The 25675-nt window shown below is 67.4% G+C and carries 31 protein-coding genes and 1 tRNA gene; 18 read left to right on the top strand and 14 right to left on the bottom strand.

Annotated features, from left to right (window positions below; all coding sequences use genetic code 11):
- The 5 genes from ABDZ95_RS05000 to ABDZ95_RS04980 form a co-directional block, all read right to left on the bottom strand.
- Positions 1-332: ATP-binding cassette domain-containing protein (locus tag ABDZ95_RS05000; protein WP_425542978.1), on the bottom strand; the 332-nt coding region annotated here is incomplete at its 3' end.
- Positions 333-422: 90 nt separating this feature from the next.
- Positions 423-917, bottom strand: coding sequence for an LptA/OstA family protein (locus ABDZ95_RS04995; protein WP_343791313.1), 495 nt, complete (start codon positions 915-917; stop codon positions 423-425).
- Positions 914-1570 carry an LPS export ABC transporter periplasmic protein LptC gene (gene lptC / locus ABDZ95_RS04990; RefSeq protein ID WP_343791311.1) on the bottom strand — a complete coding sequence of 219 codons (657 nt, stop codon included), beginning with the start codon at positions 1568-1570 and terminating at the stop codon, positions 914-916. The genes ABDZ95_RS04995 and lptC overlap by 4 nt, the downstream gene beginning before the upstream one ends.
- 12 nt (positions 1571-1582) lie before the next feature.
- Positions 1583-2197 carry a ribonuclease D gene (locus ABDZ95_RS04985; RefSeq protein ID WP_343791309.1) on the bottom strand — a complete coding sequence of 205 codons (615 nt, stop codon included), beginning with the start codon at positions 2195-2197 and terminating at the stop codon, positions 1583-1585.
- Between the two features lie 168 nt (positions 2198-2365).
- Positions 2366-2452 (bottom strand) — tRNA-Leu (locus tag ABDZ95_RS04980).
- A 174-nt stretch (positions 2453-2626) separates the two neighbouring features.
- Between ABDZ95_RS04980 and ABDZ95_RS04975 the strand changes: the two genes are divergently transcribed.
- Positions 2627-3595 (top strand): complex I NDUFA9 subunit family protein, encoded by a 969-nt coding sequence (locus ABDZ95_RS04975; protein ID WP_343791306.1) that lies wholly within the window; start codon positions 2627-2629, stop codon positions 3593-3595.
- 28 nt (positions 3596-3623) lie between these two features.
- Here ABDZ95_RS04975 and ABDZ95_RS04970 read toward each other — a convergent pair whose 3' ends face one another.
- Positions 3624-4424 carry an undecaprenyl-diphosphate phosphatase gene (locus ABDZ95_RS04970; RefSeq protein ID WP_343791304.1) on the bottom strand — a complete coding sequence of 267 codons (801 nt, stop codon included), beginning with the start codon at positions 4422-4424 and terminating at the stop codon, positions 3624-3626.
- Between the two features lie 144 nt (positions 4425-4568).
- Between ABDZ95_RS04970 and ABDZ95_RS04965 the strand changes: the two genes are divergently transcribed.
- From ABDZ95_RS04965 to queG, 3 genes are read left to right on the top strand one after another with little or no spacing between them, the layout of a single operon-like run.
- The gene (locus ABDZ95_RS04965) at positions 4569-5504 is read left to right on the top strand and encodes a cation diffusion facilitator family transporter (RefSeq protein ID WP_343791302.1); all 936 of its coding nucleotides are present in this window, start codon (positions 4569-4571) and stop codon (positions 5502-5504) included.
- 50 nt (positions 5505-5554) lie between these two features.
- Positions 5555-6238: an FtsZ-binding protein FzlA gene (gene fzlA, locus ABDZ95_RS04960; protein ID WP_343791300.1), complete on the top strand. Its 684-nt coding sequence runs from the start codon at positions 5555-5557 to the stop codon at positions 6236-6238.
- A 34-nt stretch (positions 6239-6272) separates the two neighbouring features.
- On the top strand, positions 6273-7313 hold the full coding sequence (gene queG / locus ABDZ95_RS04955; protein WP_343791297.1) for a tRNA epoxyqueuosine(34) reductase QueG: 1041 nt from the start codon (positions 6273-6275) through the stop codon (positions 7311-7313).
- Here the strand turns inward: queG and bamJ are convergent.
- Complete coding sequence (bamJ, locus tag ABDZ95_RS04950) at positions 7310-7843, bottom strand: BamJ family beta-barrel-assembly machinery protein (RefSeq protein ID WP_343791295.1); 534 nt, start codon at positions 7841-7843, stop codon at positions 7310-7312. The two genes, queG and bamJ, sit on opposite strands and share 4 nt — an antisense overlap.
- Positions 7824-9026 (bottom strand): threonine ammonia-lyase, encoded by a 1203-nt coding sequence (locus tag ABDZ95_RS04945; protein ID WP_343791293.1) that lies wholly within the window; start codon positions 9024-9026, stop codon positions 7824-7826. The genes bamJ and ABDZ95_RS04945 overlap by 20 nt, the downstream gene beginning before the upstream one ends.
- Before the next feature lie 139 nt (positions 9027-9165).
- Between ABDZ95_RS04945 and ABDZ95_RS04940 the strand changes: the two genes are divergently transcribed.
- The 3 genes from ABDZ95_RS04940 to ABDZ95_RS04930 all read left to right on the top strand — a co-directional run bounded on the left by ABDZ95_RS04940 (position 9166) and on the right by ABDZ95_RS04930 (position 10701).
- Entirely contained in the window at positions 9166-9681 is a 516-nt protein-coding gene (locus ABDZ95_RS04940) for a hypothetical protein (RefSeq protein ID WP_343791291.1), read from the top strand.
- A 53-nt stretch (positions 9682-9734) separates the two neighbouring features.
- Positions 9735-10364, top strand: coding sequence for a BA14K family protein (locus ABDZ95_RS04935; protein ID WP_343791289.1), 630 nt, complete (start codon positions 9735-9737; stop codon positions 10362-10364).
- Positions 10365-10503: 139 nt separating this feature from the next.
- Positions 10504-10701, top strand: a complete 198-nt coding sequence (locus ABDZ95_RS04930) for a hypothetical protein (protein ID WP_343791287.1) — start codon at positions 10504-10506, stop codon at positions 10699-10701.
- A gap of 99 nt (positions 10702-10800) precedes the next feature.
- Here the strand turns inward: ABDZ95_RS04930 and ABDZ95_RS04925 are convergent, their stop codons facing one another.
- The 3 genes from ABDZ95_RS04925 to rplU all read right to left on the bottom strand — a co-directional run bounded on the left by ABDZ95_RS04925 (position 10801) and on the right by rplU (position 12379).
- Positions 10801-11334: a GNAT family N-acetyltransferase gene (locus ABDZ95_RS04925; protein WP_343792271.1), complete on the bottom strand. Its 534-nt coding sequence runs from the start codon at positions 11332-11334 to the stop codon at positions 10801-10803.
- Positions 11335-11501: 167 nt separating this feature from the next.
- Positions 11502-11786, bottom strand: coding sequence for a 50S ribosomal protein L27 (rpmA, locus tag ABDZ95_RS04920; protein WP_343791285.1), 285 nt, complete (start codon positions 11784-11786; stop codon positions 11502-11504).
- A gap of 62 nt (positions 11787-11848) precedes the next feature.
- Positions 11849-12379 carry a 50S ribosomal protein L21 gene (gene rplU, locus ABDZ95_RS04915; RefSeq protein ID WP_343791283.1) on the bottom strand — a complete coding sequence of 177 codons (531 nt, stop codon included), beginning with the start codon at positions 12377-12379 and terminating at the stop codon, positions 11849-11851.
- A 262-nt stretch (positions 12380-12641) separates the two neighbouring features.
- Between rplU and ABDZ95_RS04910 the strand changes: the two genes are divergently transcribed.
- From ABDZ95_RS04910 to ABDZ95_RS04870, 9 genes are all read left to right on the top strand, one after another.
- Positions 12642-13373 (top strand): hypothetical protein, encoded by a 732-nt coding sequence (locus ABDZ95_RS04910; protein WP_343791281.1) that lies wholly within the window; start codon positions 12642-12644, stop codon positions 13371-13373.
- A 28-nt stretch (positions 13374-13401) separates the two neighbouring features.
- Positions 13402-13551, top strand: coding sequence for a hypothetical protein (locus ABDZ95_RS04905; RefSeq protein WP_343791279.1), 150 nt, complete (start codon positions 13402-13404; stop codon positions 13549-13551).
- A gap of 2 nt (positions 13552-13553) precedes the next feature.
- Complete coding sequence (locus ABDZ95_RS04900) at positions 13554-14372, top strand: cation diffusion facilitator family transporter (protein ID WP_343791277.1); 819 nt, start codon at positions 13554-13556, stop codon at positions 14370-14372.
- Positions 14373-14477: 105 nt separating this feature from the next.
- Positions 14478-14939: a hypothetical protein gene (locus tag ABDZ95_RS04895; protein ID WP_343791275.1), complete on the top strand. Its 462-nt coding sequence runs from the start codon at positions 14478-14480 to the stop codon at positions 14937-14939.
- 40 nt (positions 14940-14979) lie between these two features.
- The gene (locus ABDZ95_RS04890) at positions 14980-16086 is read left to right on the top strand and encodes a CobW family GTP-binding protein (protein ID WP_343791273.1); all 1107 of its coding nucleotides are present in this window, start codon (positions 14980-14982) and stop codon (positions 16084-16086) included.
- Between the two features lie 58 nt (positions 16087-16144).
- On the top strand, positions 16145-17110 hold the full coding sequence (locus ABDZ95_RS04885; RefSeq protein ID WP_343791271.1) for a WD40 repeat domain-containing protein: 966 nt from the start codon (positions 16145-16147) through the stop codon (positions 17108-17110).
- Between the two features lie 37 nt (positions 17111-17147).
- Positions 17148-17864: a monofunctional biosynthetic peptidoglycan transglycosylase gene (gene mtgA / locus ABDZ95_RS04880; protein ID WP_343791269.1), complete on the top strand. Its 717-nt coding sequence runs from the start codon at positions 17148-17150 to the stop codon at positions 17862-17864.
- A gap of 77 nt (positions 17865-17941) precedes the next feature.
- Positions 17942-19819, top strand: coding sequence for a M2 family metallopeptidase (locus ABDZ95_RS04875; protein ID WP_343791267.1), 1878 nt, complete (start codon positions 17942-17944; stop codon positions 19817-19819).
- 142 nt (positions 19820-19961) lie between these two features.
- On the top strand, positions 19962-21854 hold the full coding sequence (locus ABDZ95_RS04870; protein ID WP_343791265.1) for a ubiquitin-activating E1 FCCH domain-containing protein: 1893 nt from the start codon (positions 19962-19964) through the stop codon (positions 21852-21854).
- A gap of 56 nt (positions 21855-21910) precedes the next feature.
- Here the strand turns inward: ABDZ95_RS04870 and ABDZ95_RS04865 are convergent, their stop codons facing one another.
- Positions 21911-22822, bottom strand: coding sequence for an isopenicillin N synthase family dioxygenase (locus tag ABDZ95_RS04865; protein ID WP_343792269.1), 912 nt, complete (start codon positions 22820-22822; stop codon positions 21911-21913).
- 223 nt (positions 22823-23045) lie between these two features.
- Here ABDZ95_RS04865 and ABDZ95_RS04860 point away from each other — a divergent pair, with 223 nt between their 5' ends.
- Positions 23046-23720, top strand: a complete 675-nt coding sequence (locus ABDZ95_RS04860) for a YiaD family glycine zipper/OmpA-like lipoprotein (RefSeq protein WP_343791263.1) — start codon at positions 23046-23048, stop codon at positions 23718-23720.
- Between the two features lie 134 nt (positions 23721-23854).
- On the top strand, positions 23855-24037 hold the full coding sequence (locus ABDZ95_RS04855; RefSeq protein WP_343791261.1) for a hypothetical protein: 183 nt from the start codon (positions 23855-23857) through the stop codon (positions 24035-24037).
- Here the strand turns inward: ABDZ95_RS04855 and ABDZ95_RS04850 are convergent, their stop codons facing one another.
- Positions 24038-25342, bottom strand: a complete 1305-nt coding sequence (locus tag ABDZ95_RS04850; RefSeq protein WP_343791259.1) for a UDP-glucose dehydrogenase family protein — start codon at positions 25340-25342, stop codon at positions 24038-24040.
- A gap of 135 nt (positions 25343-25477) precedes the next feature.
- Positions 25478-25675: OmpA family protein (locus ABDZ95_RS04845; protein WP_343791256.1), on the bottom strand; the 198-nt coding region annotated here is incomplete at its 5' end.

The following is a 25675-nucleotide window of genomic DNA, read 5'->3' as shown; positions in this document are numbered from 1 at the left end:
GCGATCGCCGAGGCGCCCTGGTGGTGCAGCTCGACCACCGCGCGGACGTTTTGCTCGACCGTCATGCCGCGGAAGATCGAGGCTTCCTGCGCCAGATAGCCCAGCCCCATCCGGGCGCGCTGGTACATCGGCTGGGCCGTGATGTCCTCGCCGTCCAGCCAGATCGAGCCGGTGTCCGGCGGGATCAGGCCGGTGATCATGTAGAAGCAGGTCGTCTTGCCCGCGCCGTTCGGGCCCAGCAGGCCGGCGACCTCGCCGCGCTGGACAGTCAGGGACACGTCCCGCACCACCTGCCGCTGGCCGAAGGATCGCGCCAGATTCTCGGCTCGCAGTCCCGTCGCGCGCGCCGCCTCGACCGGGGCCGCGGGGGCCACCGGGTCATGGACGTTCAGCGCGGAGAGTTCCTTGCGGGCCACCGGGGATCAGGCGCCCGTGCCGCGGGTGCTGCCCGGGTAGAAGACGCCGCGCACGCGGCCGGACTGCCCGCCCTCGATGCGCGCCGCTTCCGTGCGGGTGTTGTAGGTCAGACGCGAGCCCGTCGCGACGTTCTCGCCCTGCGTCAGGATCACATCGCCGGTCACGACGATGGTGTCGTCCGCGGTGTTGTAGGTGGCGCGATCACCGCGGATCGTCTGCGTCGGGGTGACGAAATAGACGTTGCCCGAGGCCTCGATCCGGCTGTCGCCGCTCTGGTTCAGGCCCGACATGCGGTCGGCGCGGAAGCGGTTCTGGCCTTGGGTCAGCTCGACGTCGTTGCTCAGCGTCAGCGTGCCGTCCGAGCGATACTCGACGACGCGCGCGCCCCAGGCGATCGGCGCATCGGCGCTGGAGCCCCGCGACTGGGCGTCCGATCCCGCTGGCATCGCCAGCAGCGTCAGGCCCATCAGTCCGGCGGCCAGAAGAGTGGTCTTGGTCATTGGTTCGATCCCGCCGGGTTCAGCGTCCCGCGCACCTTGTTTCCCTCAGAGGAGCTGAACACGATCCGCTCGCCCTGTTCATAAATCGCATAGGACGAAGCGTTGATCGTTCCAAGAGGGCCCGATCCGCGCACGCCCTTGTCGCCGGTGATCACGCCGGTCGACGTGTCGACCACCGCTTCCGGCGTCACCAGCGTCATGCCCGAGCCGCCATCCTGAATCCGGACGTTCGGTCCGATGGTCACCGTCCTGCCCGCCTCATTGTAGACCCCGCCATCGGCGGTCAGGGTCGTGACCTTGCGCCCCCCGAGGTTCAGCCGCAGCGCCGGGCCGACCAGGCGGAACTGGCCGGTCTCCGCATCGCGCACCGCGCCCTTGGCCCCGATGACGAAGCTGCGGCCCTGTGCGTCCTGACCATGGAACATGGGGTCATCCAGACGGACCTCGCGGCTGGCTCCGGCCTTGCGTTCCACGTCCGACATCACGGTCCGCAGCACGATCCAGCTGACCGTCCCGCCGGCCAGGGCGATGATAATCACCGGCAGCACCCGACGCGCCAGCTGGACCCGACGCGAGCGGCTGCGGAAGGCGGCGGCCGTCGCGGCCACGCGCGCCTCGTCCTCCGCTTTGCGGGTGTCCAGCGGTTCGCTCATTGGGCCATGGCCTCAGGCATGGGCGAAGATGTCCATCTCGTCCCAGCCGGCCAGATCCAGCGCCGAACGGTTGGGCAGAAACTCGAAACAGGCCCTGGCGAGTTCGGTACGCCCCTCGCGCTCCAGCATCTCGTCCAGACGCGTCTTCACGGCGTGCAGATACAGAACGTCCGAGGCCGCATATTCCAGCTGCGCCGGCGTCAGCTCCTTGGCGCCCCAGTCGCTGGACTGCTGGGCCTTGGACAGCTCAACCCCAGCGCACTCGCGCACGACATCCTTGAGGCCGTGCCGGTCGGTATAGGTGCGCGCCAGCTTGGACGCGATCTTGGTGCAATAGACCGGGCGCGTCTCGACGCCGAGATGCAGCTGGAACATGCCGATGTCGAAGCGGCCGAAGTGGAACAGCTTCAGCACCTTCGGATCGGCCAGCAGACGCTTCAGATTAGGACAATCATAGGCCGGGCGGTTCAACCGGACGACATGCGCATTGCCGTCCCCGGCCGACAGCTGGACCACGCACAGCGGGTCGCGACGGAAGCGCAGCCCCATGGTCTCCGAATCCACCGCGACGACGGGGCCGAGATCCAGATCGGCGGGCAGGTCGCCTTCGTGCAGATAAACGGTCATGGGGGTGAAACCTTTCAGGCCCTCAAGTAGCGCCTCGCCGCGCCCGAAGCGAGTGGGCAACGCCAAAAGCGACGCCGTCCGGCCTCAGGCAGCGAGACGCCGCGCGCCGAGCGGCAGGCCGAAAAGAAGAAACGGCGCCGCACGTTCGTGCGACGCCGTTTCAAAAAATGGTGCCCAGAAGAGGACTCGAACCTCCACGGCCGTTAAGCCACTGGCACCTGAAGCCAGCGCGTCTACCAATTCCGCCATCTGGGCCCAAACGTCTGCGCCGCGAGGCGTTTCCGTCTGGAAGGCGCGGACCTCTAAGGCAGGCTTTCGTGCGGGTCAACAGCCTTTTATTGCGTTTGCGTTGCGACCTTCACGGCGTTCGTCTAATCCGCCCGTGCAGCGGGGCTGAAGCGGCCCTCACGAGACGTCTGGAGTTCCGATATGCGCGCCTTCGCCCCCGGCCTGATCACCGTCTTCGGCGGTTCCGGATTCGTCGGCGGCCAGGTCGTCCAGGCCCTGGCGCGGCGCGGCTGGCGTATTCGCGTCGCCTGCCGCCGTCCTGACCGGGCATGGAAGCTGCAGACGTCGGGAACGGTCGGCCAGATCCAGTTCGTGCGCTGCGACGTCACCGACGCCGCCCAGGTCGCCGCCGCCCTCGAGGGCGCAAATGCCGCCGTGAACCTGGTCGGCATCCTGTACGAATCGGGCAAGCGCACCTTCCGGGCAATGCACGTCGAGGCCTCGCGCACGATTGCCGAGGCCTGCGCCGCCGCCGGCGTTGATCGTCTTGTGCAGATGTCGGCTCTCGGCGCCAATCCGGAGAGCAGCTCCGAGTATGCCCGCACCAAGGCCGAGGCCGAGATGGCCGTTCGCGAGGTCAAGCCGGACGCCGTGATCGTCCGCCCCTCGGTCGTTTTCGGCAAGGGCGACGACTTCCTGAACAAGTTCGCGAAGATGGCGCAACTCGCGCCGGTCCTGCCGCTGATCGGCGGCGGCCAGACGAAATTCCAGCCGGTCTACGTCGGTGACGTCGGCGCCGCAATCGCCCGTTGCGCAGAGGCGCCCGAAGCGGCTCAACAAACCTACGAGCTCGGCGGCCCGGCCGTCGTGACCTTCGAGGACGTGCTGAAACTGGTGGTGCGCGAGACCTACCTGCCTCGCACCCTCGTGCCCCTGCCCTTCTTCGCAGCCAAAGCCATCGGCGGCCTCGCTCAGTTGACCGCCTTCGTCGGCATCAAGCCGGTGCTGACCAAGGATCAGGTCGCCATGCTGGAGACCGATAATGTCGTCTCCGGCTCGACCCCGGGCCTGTCGGACCTCGGCGTGGAAGCGACCGGCATGGACGCGGTCGCATCGGCCTATCTGTGGCGCTATCGCCGCGGCGGCCAGTTCGCGGAAGCCGCGGCCTGATCGTCAGGCCGCGTTCTCCCCTTCCGGCTCAGTAGAGCCAGATCGCCAGCAGGCCGACCGAGCCCACCACGATCCGCCAGATGGCGAACGGGGTGAAGCCGTAGTCGGACACGAACTTCATCAGGAACCGGACCACCAGCAGGCCGGCGACGAAGGCGCTGATGAAGCCCAGGCCGATCAGCCAGCCGAAACTCAGATCCATGTCCGACCCGCTCTTGATCAGGTCATAGGTGAAGGCGCCGACCATCGTCGGAATGGCGAGGAAGAACGAGAACTCGGCCGCCGCCGGCTTCTCCAGCTTCAGCAGCAGACCGCCGGCGATCGTCGAGCCCGAGCGCGACACGCCCGGCACCAGCGCCAGACACTGGAACAGGCCGATCAGCAGCGAGGTTTTCCACGTCAGTTGCATCGCATCGAACTGCGTAGGCATCGGCGCCCAGCGATCCAGCGCCATAAGGATGAAGCCGCCGACGATCAGGCTGATGCAGATGATCTGCGGTGTCTCGAACAGATAGCCCTTGATGAAATCGTAGGCGAAGGCCCCGGCGAACAGCGACGGGATGAAGGCGATCAGCACGCTGATGGCGAAATGGCGCGCCTTCGGGTCCGTGGGCAGGCCGATCAGCACCTTCCAGAGACGGCCGAAATACAGGGCGATCAGGGCGAGAATCGCGCCCAGCTGGATCATGACGACGAAGGAACCCCAGCGCTCGTCGGTGAGGCCCAGAGCCTCGCGCAGCAGCAGCAGATGGCCCGTGGACGAGACCGGAATAAACTCGGTCAGGCCTTCGAGAAGCCCCAGAATGATCGCTGCAAGCCAGTCAGGCATCCACGCCCCCCGATATCCTACTGTCGGGCTCCGCCGCCCGCGCCCCTCCCTTAGCGCGGATCGCGGACGCGACGCGAGCGGTAGTCTGTCGCCCCTCCCGTGTGCGGCCTTGGCAGCGCCGCGGCTTTCCGCGACAAGACGGCGATGACCGCCGCGCCGCAAGACGAAGCCCACGCCGCCAATCGGGATGTGACCCGCCTTTCGGTCGGCGTCGCCGTGGTGCTGATCGCGCTGAAGGCCTTCGCCCTGGGCGCCTCCGGCTCGGTCTCCATCCTTGCGTCGCTGGCGGATTCGGCACTCGATCTGCTGGCCTCGCTGGGCGTCTTCTTCGCCGTACGCTGGGCCACCGCGCCGCCGGATGCCGAGCACCGCTTCGGTCACGGAAAGGGCGAGGCTCTGGCCGCGCTGGTGCAGGCCGGTCTCGTCTTCGCCTCCAGCGTCTTCATCGGTTGGGAGGCGATCCAGCGGATGTTCGATCCCCGCCCCGTGACCGGTGGGCTCTGGAGCGTCGGCGTCATCGCCCTGTCGATGGCCATCACGGGCTGGCTGGTCTGGCGTCAGAGCCAGGCCATCAAGAAAAGCGGTTCCATGGCCGTTCAGGCCGACCGCGCCCACTACGCCGCCGATCTCGGGGCCAATGCCGTGGTGCTGATCGGCGTGTTCTCAGGCGCCTTCCTGTCCGCGCCGGGGCTGGACGCCGCAGCTGGCCTCGTGGTCGCCGTCTGGCTGTTCTGGGGCGCGACCGGCATGCTGCGCGGAGCCGCCGACCACTTGCTGGACCGCGCCGCGCCGGACGCCGATCAGGTGGCCATCACCACCGCCGTCCTGTCCGATCCGCGCATCACCGGCGTGCATCGCCTGCGCACGCGCCTCGCCGGCCCGGTGCTGATGGTCCAGATGCACGTCGACATGGACCCGGCCCTGACCCTCGCCCAGGCCCACGATATCCTGGAGGAAGCCGAGGCCCGCATCCGTGCGACCTGGCCGCAAGCGGACATCATGATCCACCCGGATCCGCGCACCCCGCCGGCCGGATCCGCCGCGGCGGATCCGGCCGGCGGCAGGGGGCCGTGGTCCTGATCCACCCATGGCTAACGCCCGCTTAACATCAACGGGCGCATGACAGGCCGATGTCGGCTTCCGTCCTCTTCCATTTCGCCTTCGACCCCGCCTCGCGCGCGGCGCGTCTCGCCCTGGGCGAGGCGAAGATTCTGTTCGAGGAAAGCGCGGTCCGCCCGTGGGAGCCGGACTGCCCGCTGCAGAAGCTGAACCCCTCGGGCATGCCGCCGGTGCTGCAGACGACCGAGAACGGCCGCGTCCTGACCCTGTGCGAGCAGTCCGCCATCCTCGGCTGGCTGGACGACCGCTCGCGCGAGCCCTTCCTGATGCCCGCCGAACCCAACGAACGGGGCGAGGTGCGCCGACTGGTCCAGTGGTTCGACCGCCGCTTCACCGACGAGGTCGACGCCGTCCTGCTGCATGAGCGGATGGAAAAGCCGCTTCTACGCCTCGGCCCGCCCGAAGCCCGCATGCTGCGCGCCGGCCGCGAGGCGTTGAAAGCGCATCTGGCGATCCTCGAGGCCCTGCTGGCCGAGCGGGATCACCTGGCCGGCCGCCGCCTCAGCCGCGCCGACATCGTCGCCGCCGCCCACCTCTCGGTGCTGGACTATTTCGGCGAGATTTCATGGGCCGCGTGGCCGGGCCTGAAGACCTGGTACATGAAGCTGAAGTCCCGCCCCTCCTTCCGTCCGCTGCTGGCCGACCGCTTCCCGGGCGTGGCTCCGGCTCCGCACTACACCGATCTCGATTTTTAACGCGATCGCTTTCCGAACCGGCTATCTGGCGCCGGTGAAGACCGACGGCTTCAAGACCTTCATCCGCGAACGCGCCGCAGCCCTGGGCTTCGACGCCTGCCGCTTTGCGTCCGCCGCCGAGCCGTGGAGCGCGGGCGAGCGGCTGGCGCATTTCGTCGAGGCCGGCCGCCACGGCGACATGGGCTGGATGGAGACGACGCTGAAACGCCGGGCCCACCCCACCGCCATGTGGGACGGCGCCCGCTCGGCCATCGTGTTGGGTCTGAACTATGGCCCGGGGCACGATCCCCTGCCCGAGATGGACGACCGATCCGCCGGCTACATCTCGGTCTATGCCCGCGGCGACGACTATCATGAGGTCATCAAGGGCCGGCTGAAGACGCTGGCCGGCCAGATCGCGGCGAAGACGGATCAGGACGTGAAGGTGTTCGTCGATACCGCGCCTCTGATGGAGAAGCCGCTGGCCCATCGCGCCGGACTGGGCTGGCAGGGCAAGCACACCAACCTGCTGTCTCGCACTCACGGCAACTGGCTGTTCCTCGGCGTGATCCTCAGCGCCGCCGAGATCGAACCGGACGAGCCGGAGACAGAGCATTGCGGTCGCTGCACCGCCTGCCTCGACGCCTGCCCGACCGGAGCGTTCCCTGCGCCGTTCCAGCTCGATGCCCGGCGCTGCCTGTCCTACCTGACCATCGAGTTCGCCGGCCCTTGGCCCGAGGAGTTCCGCATCGCGGCGGGCAGCCGCATCTATGGCTGCGACGACTGTCTGGCCGTCTGCCCCTGGAACAAGTTCGCGCAAGAAGCCAACGAAGGCCGGGTGCAGGCCCGCGACGCCCTCGTCTCGCCCCGCCTCGCCGATCTCGCGGCGCTGGACGACGCGGCCTTCCGCGCCCTGTTCTCGAAAAGCCCGGTTAAGCGGATCGGCCGCGATCGTTTCGTGCGGAACGTCCTGTACGCCATCGGCAACAGCGGGGATTCCGCGCTGAAGGCGTCGGCAGAGGCGCTTCTGGACGATCCCGACGCCGTCGTTCGGGACGCCGCCGACTGGGCGACATCCCGACTTTCAGGGATCTAGCCGTTCGCCGTCGCCACCACGCGGCCGCCGCCCGGGGTCTTGGCGACCTCCAGCAGCTTCACGCGGAACACCAGCACGCTGTTCGCCGGGATCACCGCACGCGCCGTGTCGCCATAGCCCTTCTCGGGCGGCAGGTAGACGATCCACTCGTCGCCCGGCTTCATCAGCTGCAGCGCCTCGGTCCAGCCCTCGACCACCTGATCGAGGTTGAACACCGCCGGCGTACCGCGCTGGAAGGAGCTGTCGAAGACCGTCCCGTCGGTCAGGGTGCCTTCGTAGTCGACCCGGACCAGATCGTTGCTGTCCGGGTGCTCGCCGCCGGCCGGGCCGGACGACACGACCTTGTACTGCACCCCGGACGGCAGGCTTTGCACGCCCTCTGTACGGGCGTTGGATTCCATGAAGAACTTCGCCGCGCGGGCATTGGCGGCCGCATCCTCGCTCGCCATCGACGGCCCGCGATCGCACGCCGCAACCGCCGCCAGCAATGCCAGCGCCGCAACCGAGGCCTTAGCCCATGCGAAGTTCATATCCAGCCTCTTCCAGTCCAAGTCTGATTTCCTCGGCGTGCGCCTCGCCCCGGGTCTCGACCATGATGTCGAACTCCGCGCCCTTGGCCGGCACGTCCAGCGCCAGCCGGTTATGCACCACGTCTATGATGTTTCCGCCAAGACCGCCGATGACCGCACTCATCTTCGACAGCATGCCCGGTCGGTCGTCGCCCAGGATGCGATAGACGATCAGTCGCTTCTCTCGCACCAGCTCGCGGTTCAGCACCACCGCCAGCATGCGGGCGTCGATGTTGCCGCCGGTCAGTTCGATGCCGACCTTCAAGCCCTTGAACTTGTCCGGATAGGCCAGCAGCGCGGCCAGCCCGCCGGCGCCGGCGCCTTCGGCCACCGTCCGCTCCATAGTCGCCAGGAAGGCCACGCCCTTCTCGAAGTCGGCCTCCTCGCAAACGAGGACCTCCTCGATCAGCGGGTTCACCAGGGCGAACGGGATCTCGCCCACGGCCTTGATCGCGATGCCCTCGGCGATGGTCTGGCCGCTGCACCTCGGCGGCTCATTCCGACGGCGGGCCGTGAAGGACGGATACATGGCCGCCTCGACGCCAAAGATGCGGATGTCCGGCTTCATCGCCTTGGCCGCGATGGCCGAACCGGCGATCAATCCGCCGCCGCCGATCGGGATGATCAGGACGTCCAGGTCCGGCGCGTCCTCCATGAACTCGATGCCGCAGACGCCCTGCCCGGCGACGATGCCCTCGTCGTCGAAGGCCGAGATGAAGATGTACCCCTTCTCGTCGCGCAGGCGGTGCGCCTCTTCCGTCGAGCCCGAGAAATCCAGTCCCTTGATGACGACCGTCGCGCCATGCTGGCGCGTGCCGTCGATCTTCACGAACGGCGTGCCTTCGGGCATCACGATGGTCACCGGCACGCCCAGCCGACCGCCGTGGTAGGCCAGAGCCTGCGCATGGTTGCCCGCGCTGGCGGCCACAACGCCGCGCTTGCGCTCTTCGGGCGTCAGCTGCAGCAGGCGGTTCAGCGCCCCGCGCTCCTTGAAGCTGCCGGTGAAATGCAGGTTGTCGTACTTGATCCAGACCTCGGCGCCGGTCAGCAGCGACAGCTTGCGGGAATAGCGCACCGGCGTGCGATCCACCTGCCCCGCGATGCGGTCTTTCGCCGCCAGGATATCGTCGAACGTGACTGTCATGGGCGTCCCCTATACTCCGGTCTCGCGCCGGTTTGCCGGGCGCTTGTGGACCACCCTCCTGCGCCTCGCAACCTTGACCTTATGGCGGCGTTGAGCGTCTGATCCGATGTTCGACCCGCTCTGCCGACGGAGTGAGCTAATGACCGTGTCCCGACCCGTTCTCCCGCTGATCGCAATCGCCGCCGCCGGCGCCGTGCTGGCCGGCTGCGCGACCGGCCCCTCGACGGGCGGCTATGGCGGCGGCTCCGAGTTCAACGCCGACGCCTTCGCCTGGTCGGCCCGCCCCGGTCAGGGCGTGATCCAGGGCCGGGTCGCCTATGTCCGGGACGGCCAGACCTTCAACTGCATCGGCAACGCCGGCCTGATTCCCGACACGGCCTACACCCGTGCGCGCATGCAGCGCCTGTACGGCTCCACGGACCGGGCCGACGTCCCCGCCGCCGTGGTGCGCGCTCGCTCCGCCGGCGAGCAGGGCGCCGACTATCGGTCCTACGAGCGGGCCGAAGCCTGCACCGACAACGCCTTCCGCTTCAGCGGTTTGCCGGACGGCAGCTGGTTCATCATCACCCCGGTCCGTGCGGACGGCGATCCGGTCGTCCTGATGCGCCACGTCATCACCCGCGGCGGTCGACAGGTCAGCGTCACCCTCGGCTAACGCCCGAACACAGTGCCTTCGGCCGCGTATCGGGCCGCCCTGGAGGATTAACCATGCGTCGCCCGATCCTGCTCGCCCTGGCCGCCTCGGCCCTCCTTGCCGCGCCGGCCGCCGCCCAGTCCTGGGGCCGGTACGACGGCGGCTACAGCCCGGACAGCTACAGCTGGAGCGGGGAGTATCGCTACACACCGACATACAGCCGGGGCTCGCGCGGCGACTGGAACGCCGTCCCGTCGGACTTCGACTGGCGCAGCCAGCTGGACCGGCCGGGCGACTACCGCTGCGATCAGTATTGGGACGCCAACCGCACAGACTGCGCCGACGGCTGGCGCGACCAGCGCCACAGGGTCAGCCGTCAGGCGCGCTCGGACTATCGCTCACTGGCCGGCTATCGCGCGTCCGACGGCTACGGCTATCGCGGCCACGGATATGGCTACGCCCCCCGACGCGGCTATGGCTCCCGCTATTACGGCTACGGACACGCCTCGGGCGGCACATCGTACGAAGGCGCTTACGGCAGGCCGGACGTCGTCTACCCGAGCGGCGGCGCCTATGGTGATCGTTACGGCTCGGGCGGTCGCGACGCCCGGCGGATCGAGTGGTGCCGCTGGAGCTATCGGTCCTACGATCCGGCCAGCGGCTATTACCGCGCCTACAGCGGCCGGCTTGTCTGGTGCGGCTAGTCGCCAAGCGGCTGATTGGCTAACAAAGTTCGTCCGATCACAGACGTGTGGACGACCGGCGTTCGCCATTGTTTCGCCCTCTGCGCCCCGTTTCGCTGAAGGCTCGCCCCGCTACGGGCGCAGTCATCGGGGGAACGTCATGTCCCAGCACAACATCAGCGGTTCCGAAGTCTTCGGGAAGAAGCCGTTCGTCATCCTGCGCGGCGTGCGCACCAGCGGCCTGCGGCGCCGGCGCGAGGCCCGCACCCTGACCGCCTTCATCGCCGGGGCCGTCGTGGCCGTGGTCGGCGGCGCGGTCGCCCTCGCCGCAGTCTTCGGGCCCAGCCTGTTCGGCTAACGCGCAGTCGCTCGCACGCCCTCAAGCAGCGAGCGACCGTGTCGCGAGCGGTAGGGCGGCATCAAGCCGAGCGACCGCGTCGCGAGCGGTAGGGCGCTTTCAAGCCAGCCACACCATCCGGCGCGTCCGGGCGTCCTCGTTCCGCGCCCGGCTGAAACCGCTGCGGACCTCGCCCGTGTACAGGAAGCCGGCCTTCTCCAGCACGCGGCCCGACGCCGGGTTGTCCGAAAAGTGGCCGGCGACCAGGGCGCGGCGTCTCCAGTTCCTGCTGGCCCAGACCACCCCGGCTTCCAGCGCCTCGGTCGCGTAGCCACGGCCCCAGAACGGCCGGCCGATCCAGTAGCCGACCTCGGGCGCGACATCCCCGTCCTCGAAGATGCCCAGCACGCCCACAGGACCGTGGTCTTCGTGCTCGATCAGGAAGGTGCGCGCGCGCGCCGGATCCTGCCCAGCCACGGCGAGGACGAAGTTCTCGGCGTCATCGTTGGAATAGGGGTGCGGCATACGAAGGGTCATGCGCGCGATATCCACGTCGTTCGCCAGCGCGGCCAGACGGGTCACATCCTGGGCCTGCGGGCTGCGCAGCAGCAGGCGCCGCGTCTCGACGACGGGAGAAGGTTCGATCACGCACATGGTACGCCTCATTCAGAATCGCCGCCTCCTTGGAGGGCTCGGGCGGCGTTCGAGGCGGGGAACGAAAAAGGGGAGCCTGGCGATCCAGACTCCCCGCGGAAAATTTTCCCTTGGTCCGGATCGGGGCCTTTGGCCTTTCGCGATCCGGGAGAACTGTCCGTTTCGCGTTACTCGGCGGCGATGGCCTGTACGTCGTCGTTGGCGGCGAGAATCGACACGTAACAACGGCCACCACGTTTGGTGGTGAACTTCACAGCGCCGTTAGTGAGCGCGAAGAGGGTGTGGTCGCGGCCCATGCCCATGTTGTCACCCGGGTGGAAGGTGGTGCCGCGCTGACGCACGATAATGTTGCCGGCAAGCACGCGCTCGCCGCCGAACTTCTTCACGCCAAGGCGCTTCGACTCGGAGTCGCGACCGTTGCGCGACGAACCACCGGATTTCTTGTGAGCCATGAGTCTGCTCCTACGTCACTTTTCTGGGCGCTGCCGGCCGGGCCGGGCGCGAAATCAATATATCAGGCTTCGTCGGTCTTGGCGGCGGCCTTTTTGGCCGGGGCCTTCTTGGCCGGCTTGGCCTCGGCGGTCTCGGCCTTGGCGGCCTTCGGAGCCGCGGCCTTCTTGGCCGGCTTGGCTTCTTCGGTCGCCTCGACGCGCGGGGCCAGGCCACGGGCGCGAGCGTTCATCTCGGCCTTGGTCATCAGCGAGGTTTCGCCGTCCCACTTGGCCTTCTCGCCGGCGCCTTCGATGCCGGTGATGCGCAGGACCGATTCCATCTGACGGTGACCGTTCGTGCGGCGGTAGCCCTGACGACGGATCTTCTTGAAGATCTTGATCTTCTCGCCCTTGCGGGTTTCGACCAGCGTCGCAGCGACCGTGGCGCCGTCGATCAGCGGAGCGCCGAGGGTCACGCCCTTGTCGCCGCCCAGCATCAGAACTTCACCGAAATTGACGGCAGCGCCGGCTTCGCCGTCGAGTTTCTCGACAACGATCACGTCGCCCGGTTGGACCCGGTACTGCTTACCGCCGGTCTTGATCACCGCGTACATGTTGAAGCCTCAGCGCAAACGCAAAAAGAATAGCGCCCGCGGGGACCCCCGGCGGGCGAAGAGCGGCGACATATACGGAAGGGGTCGCCCGAGTCAACGCGGACGGGCGAAAAAACGCCGATCGGCCCGCGCGCGAAGGGGCCTGTGTCGAGCTTGCCATGCATCGCCGCGACGACTCAAGAGTCACCTGATGCAATGCATGTCTGTGGAACGACACAGAATCCGCTCGACCGTTATAAAGTAACACGCTACAGGACCGGCGATGTCGCCGACCGATCTTCAGCCGACGCTGCTTCTGTCCCTTCTGGGCGGAGCTTTCGTCACTGCCTTCCTGCACGCAGCCCTGCCCACGCACTGGCTGCCGTTCGTGCTGGTCGGAAAGGCCCAGCGCTGGTCGCTGGCGCAGGTGCTTGGCTCGGTCGCCGCCGCGGGCCTGGCCCATATCGCGGTCACGGCGGTCGTCGGCGGGTTGATCGTCATCGCCGGTCTGGCGCTGGAGCAGTGGGTCTCCGGCCTGCTGCCGCACCTGGCGGCCATCCTGCTGTTCCTGTTCGGCGCCTTCTATCTCGCGCGCGCGACCCTGCTGAAGGTTCAGCCGGCCGGCGGACCTGATCTGGTCGCGCCCGAGCCCCGGGTTTCCGACGCCGCCGCCTTCTGGGGTCTGGTCGCCATGCTGGCCGTCTCCCCGGGCGAGGTGCTGCTGCCTCTCTATCTGGCGCAGGCGACGGAAGGGCTGGCTGTCCTCGGCTTCATGACGCTGGCCTTCCTGATCGGCACCATCGCCGGCATGGCCGTCTTCACCATCCTCGCCAGCGCCGGCTACTCGGCGTTGCGGCTGGAGCGTTGGGCCAGATATGAAAGCATCGTGCTGGGCGTCGCCCTGATCGCCATCGGCCTGCTGGTCGCCTCCCACAGCCATGCCGAGGAGAAGGCCGCCCGCGAGTCCGATCGGCCTGCGGCAAGCGCCCTTCCCCACATCGGCCACGCTCACTAATCTTGCGCCATGGCGCACGACCACGATCATGACCACGATCACGCACATGACCATCATGGTCATGGCGATCCCCATGGGCATGGCGATCCCCATGGGCATGGCCATCACCACCATGGCCCCGGCGGCCACCATCACGGACCGGTCGACACCGGCGACTGGCGCTATGCCGTCGGCCTGATCGTGAACCTCGCCTTCGTGGCGATCGAGTTCACCGCCGGCGTGCTCAGCGACTCCACCGCCCTGATGGCCGACGCGGGCCATAACCTGTCGGACGTGCTGGGCCTGGCCATGGCTGGCGGCGCCGCCTGGCTGGCCCGTCGCGCGGCCGGGGCGCAGAAGACCTACGGTTACGGCAAGGCCACCGTGCTGGCCGCCCTGTTCAACGCCCTGCTGCTGATCTTCGCCTGCGGAGCCATCGCTTTCGAGGCGATCCGTCGCCTGAACGAGCCCGCCCACGTCGGCTCGACCACCATCATGGTCGTGGCGGGCATAGGCTTCGTCATCAATCTCGGCACCGCCCTGCTGTTCCTGAAGGACCAGCACAAGGACCTGAACGTTCGCGGCGCCTATCTGCACATGATGGCGGACGCGGGCGTGTCGCTGGGCGTGGTCATCGCCGGCGCGGCCATCATGTTCACGGGCTTCAGCCTGATAGACCCGCTGGTCAGCCTGGCGATCGTCGTCGTCATCATGTGGGGCACCTGGGGCCTGCTGAAGGACTCGGTGAATCTGGCGCTCGACGCCGCCCCGCGGAGCGTCGACGTGCCCGCCGTCCGCGCCGCCTTCCTCGCCCTGCCCGGCGTCAGCGCCGTGCATGACCTGCACGTCTGGGGCCTGTCGACCACCGACACGGCCCTGACTGCCCACCTCGTCCACGACCGGTCGGACGCCGACGCCCTGCTGGCCGAGGCGCAGAAGGTGGCCAAGGGCCGCTTCGGCATCGCCCACACCACGCTGCAGCTTGAGACGGGAACGCTGCCGGACTGTCCGAACTGCTAATCGCGTCGCCTAACGCCTGTTGAGGCGCGACGAACCGCCGACATCTCGCGACGAGCACGCCCGAGACGGCTCCGGGTTCGCGGGAGGCCGGTCAGGATGGTCTCCATGACCGAGCCTGTCCGTAGTACGCCTGCATCACCCGTTCGACTGGAACACGACCTCTGTGTTCTCGAGTTGCCGGCCGATTTCCATGCCGTGCCGAGCCTGGACGAATACCAGTTCTCCTTTGAATCACCGTCGCGGAAGGCCTCGGTCGTGCTGTCGATCCTGCCGGTCGACATTCCGCCGACCGGCTTGCAGGCCTTCGCCGAGATCTTCGTCCTGACGCGCAAGGCCGCGGAGATGGAGGGACGCAGCAACTGCCGCCTGGATGAGGAGGAGAGCCGCCTGTTCGACGACTCCATGGCGCATGTCATGTACGCCTGCACGGACGACACCAGCGTCTCGCGCTTCCTGGGCTGGGCCACGGACCGCAAGTTCGTCAGCCTCTGGGTCGGCATGGAAGGCAGCGAGATGGAGGCCTGCGCCCATCTCGCCAACGAGGTCTTCGACGGCTTGCGTCTCTGACCCCTTCCCTTCGCGGGTTCCAGCCGCCATCTAGCGGCGCATGACCGACACCGCTTCCGACAAGATCCCCGTCACCGTCCTCACCGGCTATCTCGGCGCGGGCAAGACGACCCTGCTGAACCGCATCCTCACCGAGGATCACGGCAAGCGGTACGCCGTCATCGTCAACGAATTCGGCGAGATCGGCATCGACAACGATCTGGTGGTCGGCGCCGACGAGGACGTGTTCGAGATGAACAACGGCTGCGTCTGCTGCACGGTGCGCGGCGACCTCATCCGCGTGGTCAACGGGCTGATGAAGCGCCAGCGTCCGGGCAAGCCGGCCTTCGACGCCATCATCGTCGAGACCACCGGCCTCGCCGATCCCGGCCCGGTCGCCCAGACCTTCTTCGTGGACGACGAGGTCAAGGCGAAGACCCAACTGGACAGTGTCACCGCCCTGGTCGACGCCAAGCATGTGATGGCGCGTCTGGACGACTCGAAGGAGGCCCGCGAGCAGGTCGCCTTCGCCGACCGCATCATCCTGAACAAGGTGGATCTGGTCGACGCGGATGCTTTGGCGGCTGTCGAAAGCCGCCTGCGCGCCCTGAACCCACTGGCTCCGATCACCCGCGCCGAGCGGGCCAATGTACCGCTGGATCAGGTGCTGGGCCTGCACGGCTTCGATCTGGAGCGTATCACCGAGGTCCGCCCGGATTTCGTGAACCCGCCACACGGCGCCGAAGGCCACGTCCACGACGAGCACTGCGGCCACGACCACAGCCATGATCATCACGACCATGATCATGCGCACGATCACGACCATTCCCACGATCATCACCACCACGGTCCGCGCGGCCACGCGCACGAGGACGACATCAAGGGCATCGCCCTGTCGCTGGACCGTCCGGTGGACGGCCAGAAGTTCACGCGCTGGCTGGATGAGCTGCTGGGCTCGCAGGGGCAGAATATCCTTCGCGCCAAGGGCATCATCGACGTGGCCGGCGAGGATCGCCGTCTGGTCTTCCAGGCCGTGCACATGATCCTCGAGGGCGACCTGCAGAAGCCGTGGGGCGACCGCGAACGCCGCTGGTCCCGCGCCGTCTTCATCGGCCGCGATCTGGACGAGGCCGCCCTGAAGGCCGGCTTCGAGGCCTGCGCGAATTAGCCATTGCATTCGTTGCATCTGAATTGACCTCGCCCTCCCGGGCTCTGTACGGACCCGCATGCAGACGACCTTCGACGCCCAGGTGACCGCCATCCTCTTCGATCGCTCCGGCGCGGTCTTCGCGCTGGGCGACGGCTCCGTCCGCTTCGAGGATGGCCGGCGGATCGACGTGCATGACGGTGCTGTCCTGTGCGCGGTCGCGCACCCCTCGGGCGACGGCGTCGTCACCGGCGGTGACGACGGCAAGGTGGTCTGGGTCAGCCGCTCCGAGGCTCCCGTCACCCTGGCCACCAGCAAGGGTCAGTGGATCGACGCGGTCGACGCCTCCGCCGCCAGTGGCCTTATCGCCTTCTCGGCCGGCCGCACCCTGTCGGTCATCGATACGAAGGACGCCGCCTTCCGCCGCGACTTCCAGCACGAGCGCACCGTGTCCGGCGTCGCCTTCGACCCCAAGGGCCGCCGGATCGCCACCTCGACCTACGGCGGCGCGGCCCTATGGTTCGCCCGCATCGCCGACCAGAAGCCCACATTCCTGAAGTGGGTCGGCTCGCACCTGTCGGCGGTCTTCTCGCCCGACGGCGCCTTCCTGATCACCGGCATGCAGGACAACCAGCTGCACGGCTGGCGCCTGAAGGATCAGCGCAACCTGCGCATGGGAGGCTATGCGGCCAAGGTGAAGTCGGTCAGCTTCCTCTCGGGCGGCCAGTTGATGGCCACCTCGGGCGCCCAGGGCGCGGTCCTGTGGCCCTTCATTGGCAGCAACGGCCCGATGGGCCGCGAGGCGACCGAGATCGGCTTCGATCAGGACAGCCTCGTCGCCCTCGTCGCCGCCACGCCGAAGTCCGGACTGCTGGCCGCGGGCCTGACCGACGGACGCGTGTGGCTGGCCGATCCGGCTGGTCAGGGCCTCAACTTCCTCAAGGCCGAAAAGGGCGCGGCGATCGTCGCCCTGGCCATGCACCCGGACCTCGCCCGCATCGCCTGGGCTGACGAGGACGGCTTCGCCGGCGTCTTCGACCTCTGACTTGCGCGGCACGGCCAAGCTGAGCCACCATCCGTCCATGTCGGGAGCAGATGAGACCGGGAAGAGGAAGAAGGGGCGTCCCGTCCTGACGGCCTTCCTGTCCCTTGTCGTCCTGTTCCTCAGCGGCGTGGTCGCCTACGCCGTCCTCCCGCCGCCCACGACCTTCCTGATGACCAGCCGCCTGATCGAGGGCGAGGGTCTGTCCTACCGCTGGAAGGGCCTCAACGACATCTCGCCCCGTCTGGTCGAGGCCGCCATCGCGGCCGAGGACTCGACCTTCTGCGCCCACCGTGGCTTCGACATGAAGGCCATCGAGCGCGCCCTGCAGTCCAACGCCCGTGTCGAGAAGCGCGGCCGCGGCCGCATCCGCGGCGGCTCGACCATCAGCCAGCAGACCGCCAAGAACGTCTTCCTCTGGCCGGGCCGCGACTGGATCCGCAAGGGCTTCGAGGCCGGCTATACGGTCCTGATCGAGACTGTCTGGGGCAAGCGCCGGATCATGGAGGTCTACCTCAACGTCGCCGAGTGGGCCCCCGGCGTCTACGGGGCGGAGGCGGGCGCCCAGCACTGGTTCGGCAAGTCCGCCAGCGATCTGACGGCCCGCGAGGCCGCCCGCATGGTCGCCATCCTGCCCTCGCCTCGCCGCTACCAGGCCGCATCGCCCGGCCCCTACGTCCGCCGCCGCGCCTCGCGCATCCAGGCCGCCATGGGCACGGTGCGCAACGACGGTCTGGCATCGTGCGTACTCGGATGAACGGCGCCGCTTGACCGAACGGCTCCGCTGGCTTCCCTTGCCGCCCGACGTGCGGCGGAGGCCGCGAGGAGGTACCGATGAAGCGTTCCCTGATGACCGCCAGCGCCGTCTGCGCGCTCGCCTTCGGCCTGGCCGCCTGCGCCAGCATGAGCAAGGAGGGCGAGGTTGCGCCGGCCGCCGCCTCCGCCGGCCAGCCCGCCGACGCCCAGACCCGTTTCCCGGCGACAGCCGCCGGCGCCGCCGCCTTCGTCAGTGACGCCGAAACCCGCCTCGCCGATCTCAGCGAGGAGGCCGCCCGCATCCAGTGGACCCGCGCGACCAACATCACCCACGACACCATGTGGCTCGAGAGCCGGATCAACGCCCAGTACACCGAGCTCCAGGTCGAACTGGCCAACGGCGCCGCGGCCTTTAATGACGTTCAGGTCCCGGCCGACGTTCGCCGCAAGCTGAACCTGCTGCGCCTCGGCATCGTCCTGCCGGCCCCGAACCGTCCGGGCGCCGCCTCGGAGCTGGCCGAACTGACCACCCGCCTCGACTCCACCTACGCGACCGGCAAGTTCGAGTATCAGGGCCGCCAGATCACGCTCGACGACGCGACGATCCTGATGGCCGAGAGCCGCAACCCGGCCGAGACCAAGGCCCTGTACGAGGGCTGGCGCACGATCTCGCCGGGCATGGCCGCCGACTACGCCCGAATGGTCGAGATCGCCAACGAAGGCAGCCGCGAGTTGGGCTTCGCAGACACCGGCGCCATGTGGCGCGCCGGCTACGACATGCAGCCCGACGCCTTCGCCGCCGAGACCGACCGTCTGTGGGAGCAGGTGAAGCCCTTCTACGAGAACCTGCACTGCTACGTCCGCGGTCGTCTGAATGCGAAGTATGGCGACGCAGTCCAGCCGGACCACGGTCCGATCCGCGCCGACCTGCTGGGCAACATGTGGTCGCAGCAGTGGGGCAACATCTACGACGTGGTGGCCCCGACTACCGGCGGCGAGAGCAGCTACGACCTGACCGACTTGCTGGTCAGCCAGAACTACGACGCCAACCGCATGGTCCGCACCGGGGAGGGCTTCTACACCTCGCTGGGCATCGCCCCCCTGCCCCAGACCTTCTGGGAGCGGTCGATGATCACCCGTCCGCGCGATCGCGAGGTCGTCTGCCACGCCTCGGCCTGGGACCTGGACAACCGTGACGACATCCGCATCAAGATGTGCACCCAGGTGAACGGCGACGACTTCTACACCGTCCACCACGAGCTGGGTCACAACGTTTATCAGCGGGCCTACAAGGACCAGCCGTTCCTGTTCAAGAACGGTGCGAACGACGGCTTCCACGAGGCGATCGGCGACTTCGTCGGCCTGTCCGCCCTGACGCCCACCTACCTGAACCAGATCGGCCTGCTGCAGACCGTGCCCGGCGAGGAGGAGGACATTCCCTTCCTGCTCAAGATGGCGCTCGACAAGATCGCCTTCCTGCCGTTCGGCCTGATGGTCGACCGCTGGCGCTGGGATGTCTTCTCGGGCGAGACCTCGCCGGCCGAGTACAACGACGCCTGGTCGGCCGACATGCTGAAGTATCAGGGTCTGGTTCCGCCGGGACCGCGCCCGGCCAACGCCTTCGACCCGGGCGCCAAGTACCACATCCCGGGCAACACGCCTTACACCCGCTACTTCCTCGCCCACATCTACCAGTTCCAGTTCCAGCGCGCGGCCTGCCGCATGGCGGGCTGGACCGGCCCGCTGCACCGTTGCTCGGTCTACGGCAACGAGGAGGTCGGCCAGCGCTTCAACGCCATGCTGGAAATGGGTCAGTCCCGTCCGTGGCCCGAAGCGATGCAGGCCTTCACGGGCGAGACCGGCAACGACGCCTCGGCGGTTGCAGACTACTTCGCTCCGCTCAACCGCTGGCTGACCGAACAGAACCGCGGCAAGGACTGCGGCTGGGAAGCCTGAGCTGACACGGCCCGCCGCGTAACCCATTCGTTGCGCGGCGGTTAACCGTCGGTATTGAGCCTTCCCTTAACCGAAATCCGTCACCCTGCGTCGAATGACCGTGGGGCCTGTGCGCCTGCCGGCAAGGATTTCGGGGCAGGCGATGAACCTTCTCAACTGGGCAGACGGCGCGTTCCGCGAGGTGCGAGCCTTCGCGCGCCGGTTCGCGTCCGAGACTCGCGGCAATGTCGCGATGATTTTCGGCATCAGCCTGCCGGTCCTGATCCTGATGACCATGGGCGGGGTCGATATCAACCGCGCCTCGACCGTTCGGGTGAACCTGCAGGACGCGCTGGACGCCGCGGCCCTGACCGCCGCCCGCTCGCCCTACACCACCAACGCCGAGATCCAGCGCGTCGGCATGGCGGCGCTCAAGGCCAACCTGAAGAACTACCCCGACATCATGCTGCGCGAGGCGGACACGACCTTCGTCCTGAGCAGCGACGACGTCGTGATCGCCGACTCCAAGGTCGACGTGAAGACCATAGTCGCCAACATCTTCCTGCCGCCATACGGCAAGTTCATGGACGACTACATCCCGGTCGGGGCCCACTCCGAGGTCGATCGGTCGTCCAAGAACCTCGAGGTCGCGCTGGTGCTGGACATCACCGGCTCGATGTCCGGCTCCAAGATCACCACGCTGAAGGAGGCTGCCCGCGATCTGGTCGACACCGTCGTCCAGGCCCAGCAGACGCCCTTCTACTCGCGTATGTCGATCATCCCCTATTCGATGGGCGTGAACCTTGGCACCTATGCCAACACCGCGCGGGGAACGCTGACCGGTTCGACCAACATCACCAACGCGGCCTGGACGACCGGGTCCTCCAAATCCATCACCAACATCACGCGCGCGTCCCCAGGGGTCATTACTTCGAACGGCCATGGCTTCGTTACAGGCGATTTTGTCTGGATCAGCGAAGTTCTGAACATGACCCAGATCAACGACCGGGCTTACCGTGTCGTCAGGATCAACGACAACACCTTCTCGCTTCAGGTGGCCTACTCGGGCTCGTGGTACGACCTCAGCACCACGTCCGGGAACGGTTTCAGCAGCTATTGGGGCGGCGGGATCGCCCGCAAATGCCTGACCGCGGACTGTTCCGTCGTCGTCACCTCGAACAACCACGGCGTTGGTAACGGCGAAGGTGTCTACATCACCGGCGTGCGTGGGATGACCCAGTTGAACGACACCCCTTGGATCGCCAGCCGGATCGACAGCAACAGCTATTCGATCGGGGTAAACGGGGCGAACTGGGGAACCTACTCCTCGGGCGGCGCCTCGTGGTGCGGTCGTGACGGCTGCACTTGGCGGGTGTTCGCCAGCGCCAACGGCAATCGCCTGCGCGCCTTGCCGAGCAGCACATGCGTCAGCGAGCGCGCGGGCTCCAATGCCTATACCGACGCCTATGTTACGTCCGGCCGGGTCGGCACTAACTATGTCGCCGACAACAATCCCTGCCCGGCCAGCCAGATCCTGCCGCTGTCGAGCAACAAGACCACGCTGAAGAACCTGATCAACAACATGGCGATCGGCGGCTCGACCGCCGGCCAGATCGGCGCGGCCTGGGGCTGGTACACCGTCTCGCCGAACTTCGGCGCGATGTGGGGGCAGACGCCCGCCGAATACAACACCGCCCGGACCCTGAAGGCCGTGATCCTGATGACCGACGGCGAGTTCAACACGCCCTACAACGCGGGCGTCATCGCCAGCGACGCAGGCAGCGGGTCAGGCAACCTTGGCGACCACATCAACCAGCGCGCCACCAACGGCAATCCGTTCGACCAGACCGAGAACCTGTGCGCCGCCATGAAGGCGCGGGGCATCATCGTCTACACGGTCGGCTTCCAGGTGTCGGACGAGGGCCGCGCCGCCGAGTTGATGCAGGACTGCGCCACCAGCGCCGACTACGCCTTCCTGCCGTCGAACTCGACCGAGCTGAAGGACGCCTTCGCCGCTATCGGCCGGAACATCACCCAGCTTCGCATCTCGAGGTAGGAAAAAGGGCGGGCCGCCGTAGCGACCCGCCCTGATCTTTGCACCCGGAGTCTGGTTCAGATCAGCCGGATTTCCTTCAGGCGCTCCGTCAGGAAGTCCTCGGCCATGATGGCCTTGCCGACATAGCGATCCGGGTTGTCAGGCGTCACGGTCGACGGCAGGCTTTCAATCACGAAGTCCGGGTTGAAGTGCAGGAAGAACGGCGTCGAGTAGCGGGCGAAGCTGGCCCGCTCCGGCGACGGATTGATCACCCGGTGGCTCGTCGACGGCAGCACATGGTTGGTCAGGCGCTGAAGCATGTCGCCGATGTTGACCACCAGCGCGCCCGGAGGCGGCGCCACGTCCAGCCACTCGCCGTCGGCGTCCTTCAGCTGCAGCCCGGCCTCTTCGGCGCCCAGCAGCAGGGTGATGACATTAATGTCCTCGTGCGCGCCCGCACGGACGCCCGGAGCGCCGGCCGGAACCGGCGGATAGTGCAGCATGCGCAGGATCGAGTTGCCCAGCTGGACCTTGTCCTCGAAGAAGTCGTCGCCGAGCTCGAGGTAGCGGGCGATGCCGCGCAGCACCTTGGCGCCCAGTTCGTCCATGGCGCTGAACATGCCGTACAGGTGCGGCTTGAAGCCCTCGACCTCGGTCGGCCAGACATTGTCGCGCATGTATTTGCGATAGGGGTGGCCTTCCGGCAGCTCGCGGCCGACATGCCAGAACTCCTTCAGGTCGACCGTAGCCGCGCCCTTGGCCGCTTCCACGCCGAACGGGGTCAGGCCACGGGCGCCGCCGGTGCCCGGCTGATGATACTGGCGCTTTACGTCCTCGGGCAGGGCGAAGAAGGTCTTGGCGTCGTCGATCGCCGCCTCGATAACCGCCTCGTCCAGACCGTGGTCGGCGATAACGGCGAAGCCGTAGCGCTTGAACGATGCGCCCAGGGCGTCGGCGAAGGCCTGGAAGTCCTGGTCGTAGAGTTTCATGGACACCGGCTCGAGGGCGCGGGTGCTGGGGGTGTGAGCGGTCACGGAAGACGCCTCTGTCTATGATCTGGCGGTTTCCTTACGCCTTGCGACACGACCTTGGCAAAGCAGAGGCGCCGGAAACGTCATTGGCCGTTCGTCGTTCACCTGCGGTACAGGCAGGAACCTTGACCATAAGGACGCGTTTCAGGGCCGATCGCCCATGACTGAAAGGACTTCTTCCATGCGCGCCAAAATCCTCGTCGCCGGAGCCAGCATCGCCGCCCTGCTTGGCGCCGCCGCCTGCACCACCACCGACTCCTACAGCTCGACCCCGCGCCGCAACAACACCGGCACCGGCGTGATCGCCGGCGCTCTGGGCGGCGCGCTGCTGGGCTATCTGACCAACACGTCCAACTCCGAGGAAGGTCGCAAGAACGCCCTGATCGGCGCCGGCATCGGCGCCTTGGGCGGCGCGGCCGTCGGCCAGTACATGGACCGCCAGCAACGTGAACTGGAAGCCGAGCTGTCGGGTTCGGGCGTCGGCGTGGCGCGTCAGGGCGACAACCTGATCCTGCGCATGCCGTCGGATGTGACCTTCGCAACCAACCAGTCGTCGATCAACAACCGGTTCTACCCCACGCTGGACGACGTCGCCGCGGTCCTGAACCGCTACGACCAGTCGATCGTGGACGTCATCGGCCACGCGGATTCCGACGGCTCAGACGACTACAACCTGAACCTCTCGCGCCAGCGCGCCTCGTCGGTCGCCCGCTATCTGGTCGACCGCGGCATCCTGGCCGACCGCCTGTATGTCGACGGTCGCGGCGAAAGCGCGCCGATCGCCTCGAACGCCACGGCCGAAGGGAAGGCCCAGAACCGTCGCGTCGAAATCCTGATCCGTCCGTTCCGCGGCTGATCAACCCGGTCTGGTCAGATATCGGAAAGGGGAGCCTCCGGCTCCCCTTTTTCTTTGCCCGACACCGTTCCGTGACTTGCACGCGCCTCGCGGGAATGCTCGATACGCAGGGTCGTTCGAGTCTGGGGGAACGCGTGGGTCCTGAGCATCAGGAAATCGTTCAGAACGTGAAGCTGGCCGCCATCGCCGCGGTGTCGGCGGTGCTGACCGCGACCCTCGTCATCGGCGCAGGGCGGACGCTTCTGCCCAAACCTGCGGAGGCATCGGTTCCCGCCGACGCCATTGCGGTGATGCAGGTCGCCGACCGCCAGCCCTGATCAGGCGCGACCGATGGAGGCGTAGCGGAAGCCGCGTGCGCGCATGTCGTCCGGACGGTAGACGTTGCGCAGATCGACCATCACCGGCTGTTTCAGCAGCAGCTTGATCCGGTCCAGATCGAGCGCCCGGAACTGGTCCCATTCCGTCAGGATGACGACCACATCGGCGCCCTCGACAGCGTCGTACGGCCCATCCTTGAAAAGCACGCCGTCCAGCAGCTTCGAGGCCTCGTGCATGCCCTCCGGGTCGTACGCCTGGACGGTGGCGCCCGCGGCGATCAGGGCTGGAACGACGTCGAGCGATGGCGCGTCGCGCATGTCGTCCGTGTTCGGCTTGAACGTCAGGCCGAGCAAGGCGACCGTCTTGCCCGACAGATCACCGCCCAAGGCGGTCGAGACGCGTCCGGCCATGGCTTTCTTGCGCGCATCGTTGATCTCGACCGTCGTCTCGATCAACCGCACAGGCGCACCCGCGTCCGTGGCCGTGCGAACCAGAGCCAGCGTGTCCTTCGGGAAGCAGCTGCCACCGTAACCCGGTCCAGCGTGCAGGAATTTCGAGCCGATCCGGTTGTCCAGGCCGATGCCGCGCGCGACCTGCTGGACGTCCGCGCCGACCGCCTCGCACAGGTCCGCCATCTCGTTGATGAAGGTGATCTTCATCGCCAGGAAGGCGTTGGCCGCATACTTGATCAGCTCCGAGGTGCGCCGGCCGGTGAACAGGATCGGCGTCTCGTTGAGATTCAGGGGACGATAGAGTTCGCGCATCACCTGTTTCGCGCGCTCGTCCTCGGTGCCGACCACGACACGATCCGGGCGCTTGAAGTCCTCGATGGCCGCGCCTTCGCGCAGGAACTCGGGATTGGAAACGACCGCGAACTCGGCGTCCGGACGCTTCTGGCGAATGATGCGTTCGATCTCGTCGCCGGTGCCGACAGGCACGGTCGACTTGGTCACCACGACGGTGAAGCCTTCAATCAGGCCGGCGATCTCCTCGGCGGCCGCATGGACGTAGGACAGATCCGCATGGCCGTCGCCGCGGCGCGACGGGGTGCCCACGGCGATGAAGACGGCGTCAGCCGAACGGATCGCCTCGGCGCCGTCCAGCGCGAACGACAGGCGCCCGCCCTTCACATTCGATGCGACCAGATCGTCCAGCCCGGGCTCGAAGATCGGGATCTCGCCCTTCTCCAGCCGCTCGATCTTGGAGGGATCCTTGTCGACACAGGTCACGACATGGCCGAAGTCGGCGAAGCAAGCCCCCGAGACGAGGCCCACGTACCCGGTACCGATCATCGCCACGCGCATCTGGATCACCCCTGTCGAAGAGGTCGTGGAGATAGCCCCAGGTCGGCGGCATGACTAGTCCGCAAAGCAAAACCGCCGGCCCCTTTGGGGACCGGCGGCTCTGTCTTTGTGTCGCTTGTGAGCGGTCTTCCGGGATTAGCGGAAGGAGATGCCCACGGTGGCGCGACGGTTCAGAGGCTCGCGAACGCCGTCGGCGGTCGGGCGGGCCAGCTGGGTTTCACCCTTGCCGTCCAGCGAGATCACGCCGCCGTTGACGCCTTGCGACACCAGGGCGTCAGCCACGGTGCGCGCACGGCGGTTCGACAGACCCACGTTGTACGCCGCCGAACCCGA

The sequence above is a fragment of the Brevundimonas kwangchunensis genome, assembly GCF_039523815.1.
Classification (GTDB): Bacteria; Pseudomonadota; Alphaproteobacteria; order Caulobacterales; family Caulobacteraceae; genus Brevundimonas; species Brevundimonas kwangchunensis.
This window is presented reverse-complemented; position numbering and strand designations above follow the sequence as displayed.

Coding starts and splice junctions, on each gene's coding strand:
- rplU (WP_343791283.1), bottom strand. CDS start 12,379: ATGTACGCGGTGATCAAGACCGGCGGTAAGCAGTACCGGGTCCAACCG.
- ABDZ95_RS04865 (WP_343792269.1), bottom strand. CDS start 22,822: ATGAAACTCTACGACCAGGACTTCCAGGCCTTCGCCGACGCCCTGGGC.
- ABDZ95_RS04935 (WP_343791289.1), top strand. CDS start 9,735: ATGCGTCGCCCGATCCTGCTCGCCCTGGCCGCCTCGGCCCTCCTTGCC.
- ABDZ95_RS04975 (WP_343791306.1), top strand. CDS start 2,627: ATGCGCGCCTTCGCCCCCGGCCTGATCACCGTCTTCGGCGGTTCCGGA.
- rpmA (WP_343791285.1), bottom strand. CDS start 11,786: ATGGCTCACAAGAAATCCGGTGGTTCGTCGCGCAACGGTCGCGACTCC.
- ABDZ95_RS04930 (WP_343791287.1), top strand. CDS start 10,504: ATGTCCCAGCACAACATCAGCGGTTCCGAAGTCTTCGGGAAGAAGCCG.
- ABDZ95_RS04925 (WP_343792271.1), bottom strand. CDS start 11,334: ATGTGCGTGATCGAACCTTCTCCCGTCGTCGAGACGCGGCGCCTGCTG.
- ABDZ95_RS04870 (WP_343791265.1), top strand. CDS start 19,962: ATGAACCTTCTCAACTGGGCAGACGGCGCGTTCCGCGAGGTGCGAGCC.
- ABDZ95_RS04995 (WP_343791313.1), bottom strand. CDS start 917: ATGACCAAGACCACTCTTCTGGCCGCCGGACTGATGGGCCTGACGCTG.
- fzlA (WP_343791300.1), top strand. CDS start 5,555: ATGTCGGCTTCCGTCCTCTTCCATTTCGCCTTCGACCCCGCCTCGCGC.
- lptC (WP_343791311.1), bottom strand. CDS start 1,570: ATGAGCGAACCGCTGGACACCCGCAAAGCGGAGGACGAGGCGCGCGTG.
- ABDZ95_RS04905 (WP_343791279.1), top strand. CDS start 13,402: ATGACCACGATCACGCACATGACCATCATGGTCATGGCGATCCCCATG.
- ABDZ95_RS04885 (WP_343791271.1), top strand. CDS start 16,145: ATGCAGACGACCTTCGACGCCCAGGTGACCGCCATCCTCTTCGATCGC.
- ABDZ95_RS04970 (WP_343791304.1), bottom strand. CDS start 4,424: ATGCCTGACTGGCTTGCAGCGATCATTCTGGGGCTTCTCGAAGGCCTG.
- ABDZ95_RS04910 (WP_343791281.1), top strand. CDS start 12,642: ATGTCGCCGACCGATCTTCAGCCGACGCTGCTTCTGTCCCTTCTGGGC.
- ABDZ95_RS04895 (WP_343791275.1), top strand. CDS start 14,478: ATGACCGAGCCTGTCCGTAGTACGCCTGCATCACCCGTTCGACTGGAA.
- bamJ (WP_343791295.1), bottom strand. CDS start 7,843: ATGAACTTCGCATGGGCTAAGGCCTCGGTTGCGGCGCTGGCATTGCTG.
- ABDZ95_RS04850 (WP_343791259.1), bottom strand. CDS start 25,342: ATGCGCGTGGCGATGATCGGTACCGGGTACGTGGGCCTCGTCTCGGGG.
- ABDZ95_RS04860 (WP_343791263.1), top strand. CDS start 23,046: ATGCGCGCCAAAATCCTCGTCGCCGGAGCCAGCATCGCCGCCCTGCTT.
- ABDZ95_RS04945 (WP_343791293.1), bottom strand. CDS start 9,026: ATGACAGTCACGTTCGACGATATCCTGGCGGCGAAAGACCGCATCGCG.
- ABDZ95_RS04965 (WP_343791302.1), top strand. CDS start 4,569: ATGACCGCCGCGCCGCAAGACGAAGCCCACGCCGCCAATCGGGATGTG.
- ABDZ95_RS04890 (WP_343791273.1), top strand. CDS start 14,980: ATGACCGACACCGCTTCCGACAAGATCCCCGTCACCGTCCTCACCGGC.
- ABDZ95_RS04875 (WP_343791267.1), top strand. CDS start 17,942: ATGAAGCGTTCCCTGATGACCGCCAGCGCCGTCTGCGCGCTCGCCTTC.
- ABDZ95_RS04985 (WP_343791309.1), bottom strand. CDS start 2,197: ATGACCGTTTATCTGCACGAAGGCGACCTGCCCGCCGATCTGGATCTC.
- mtgA (WP_343791269.1), top strand. CDS start 17,148: ATGTCGGGAGCAGATGAGACCGGGAAGAGGAAGAAGGGGCGTCCCGTC.
- ABDZ95_RS04940 (WP_343791291.1), top strand. CDS start 9,166: ATGACCGTGTCCCGACCCGTTCTCCCGCTGATCGCAATCGCCGCCGCC.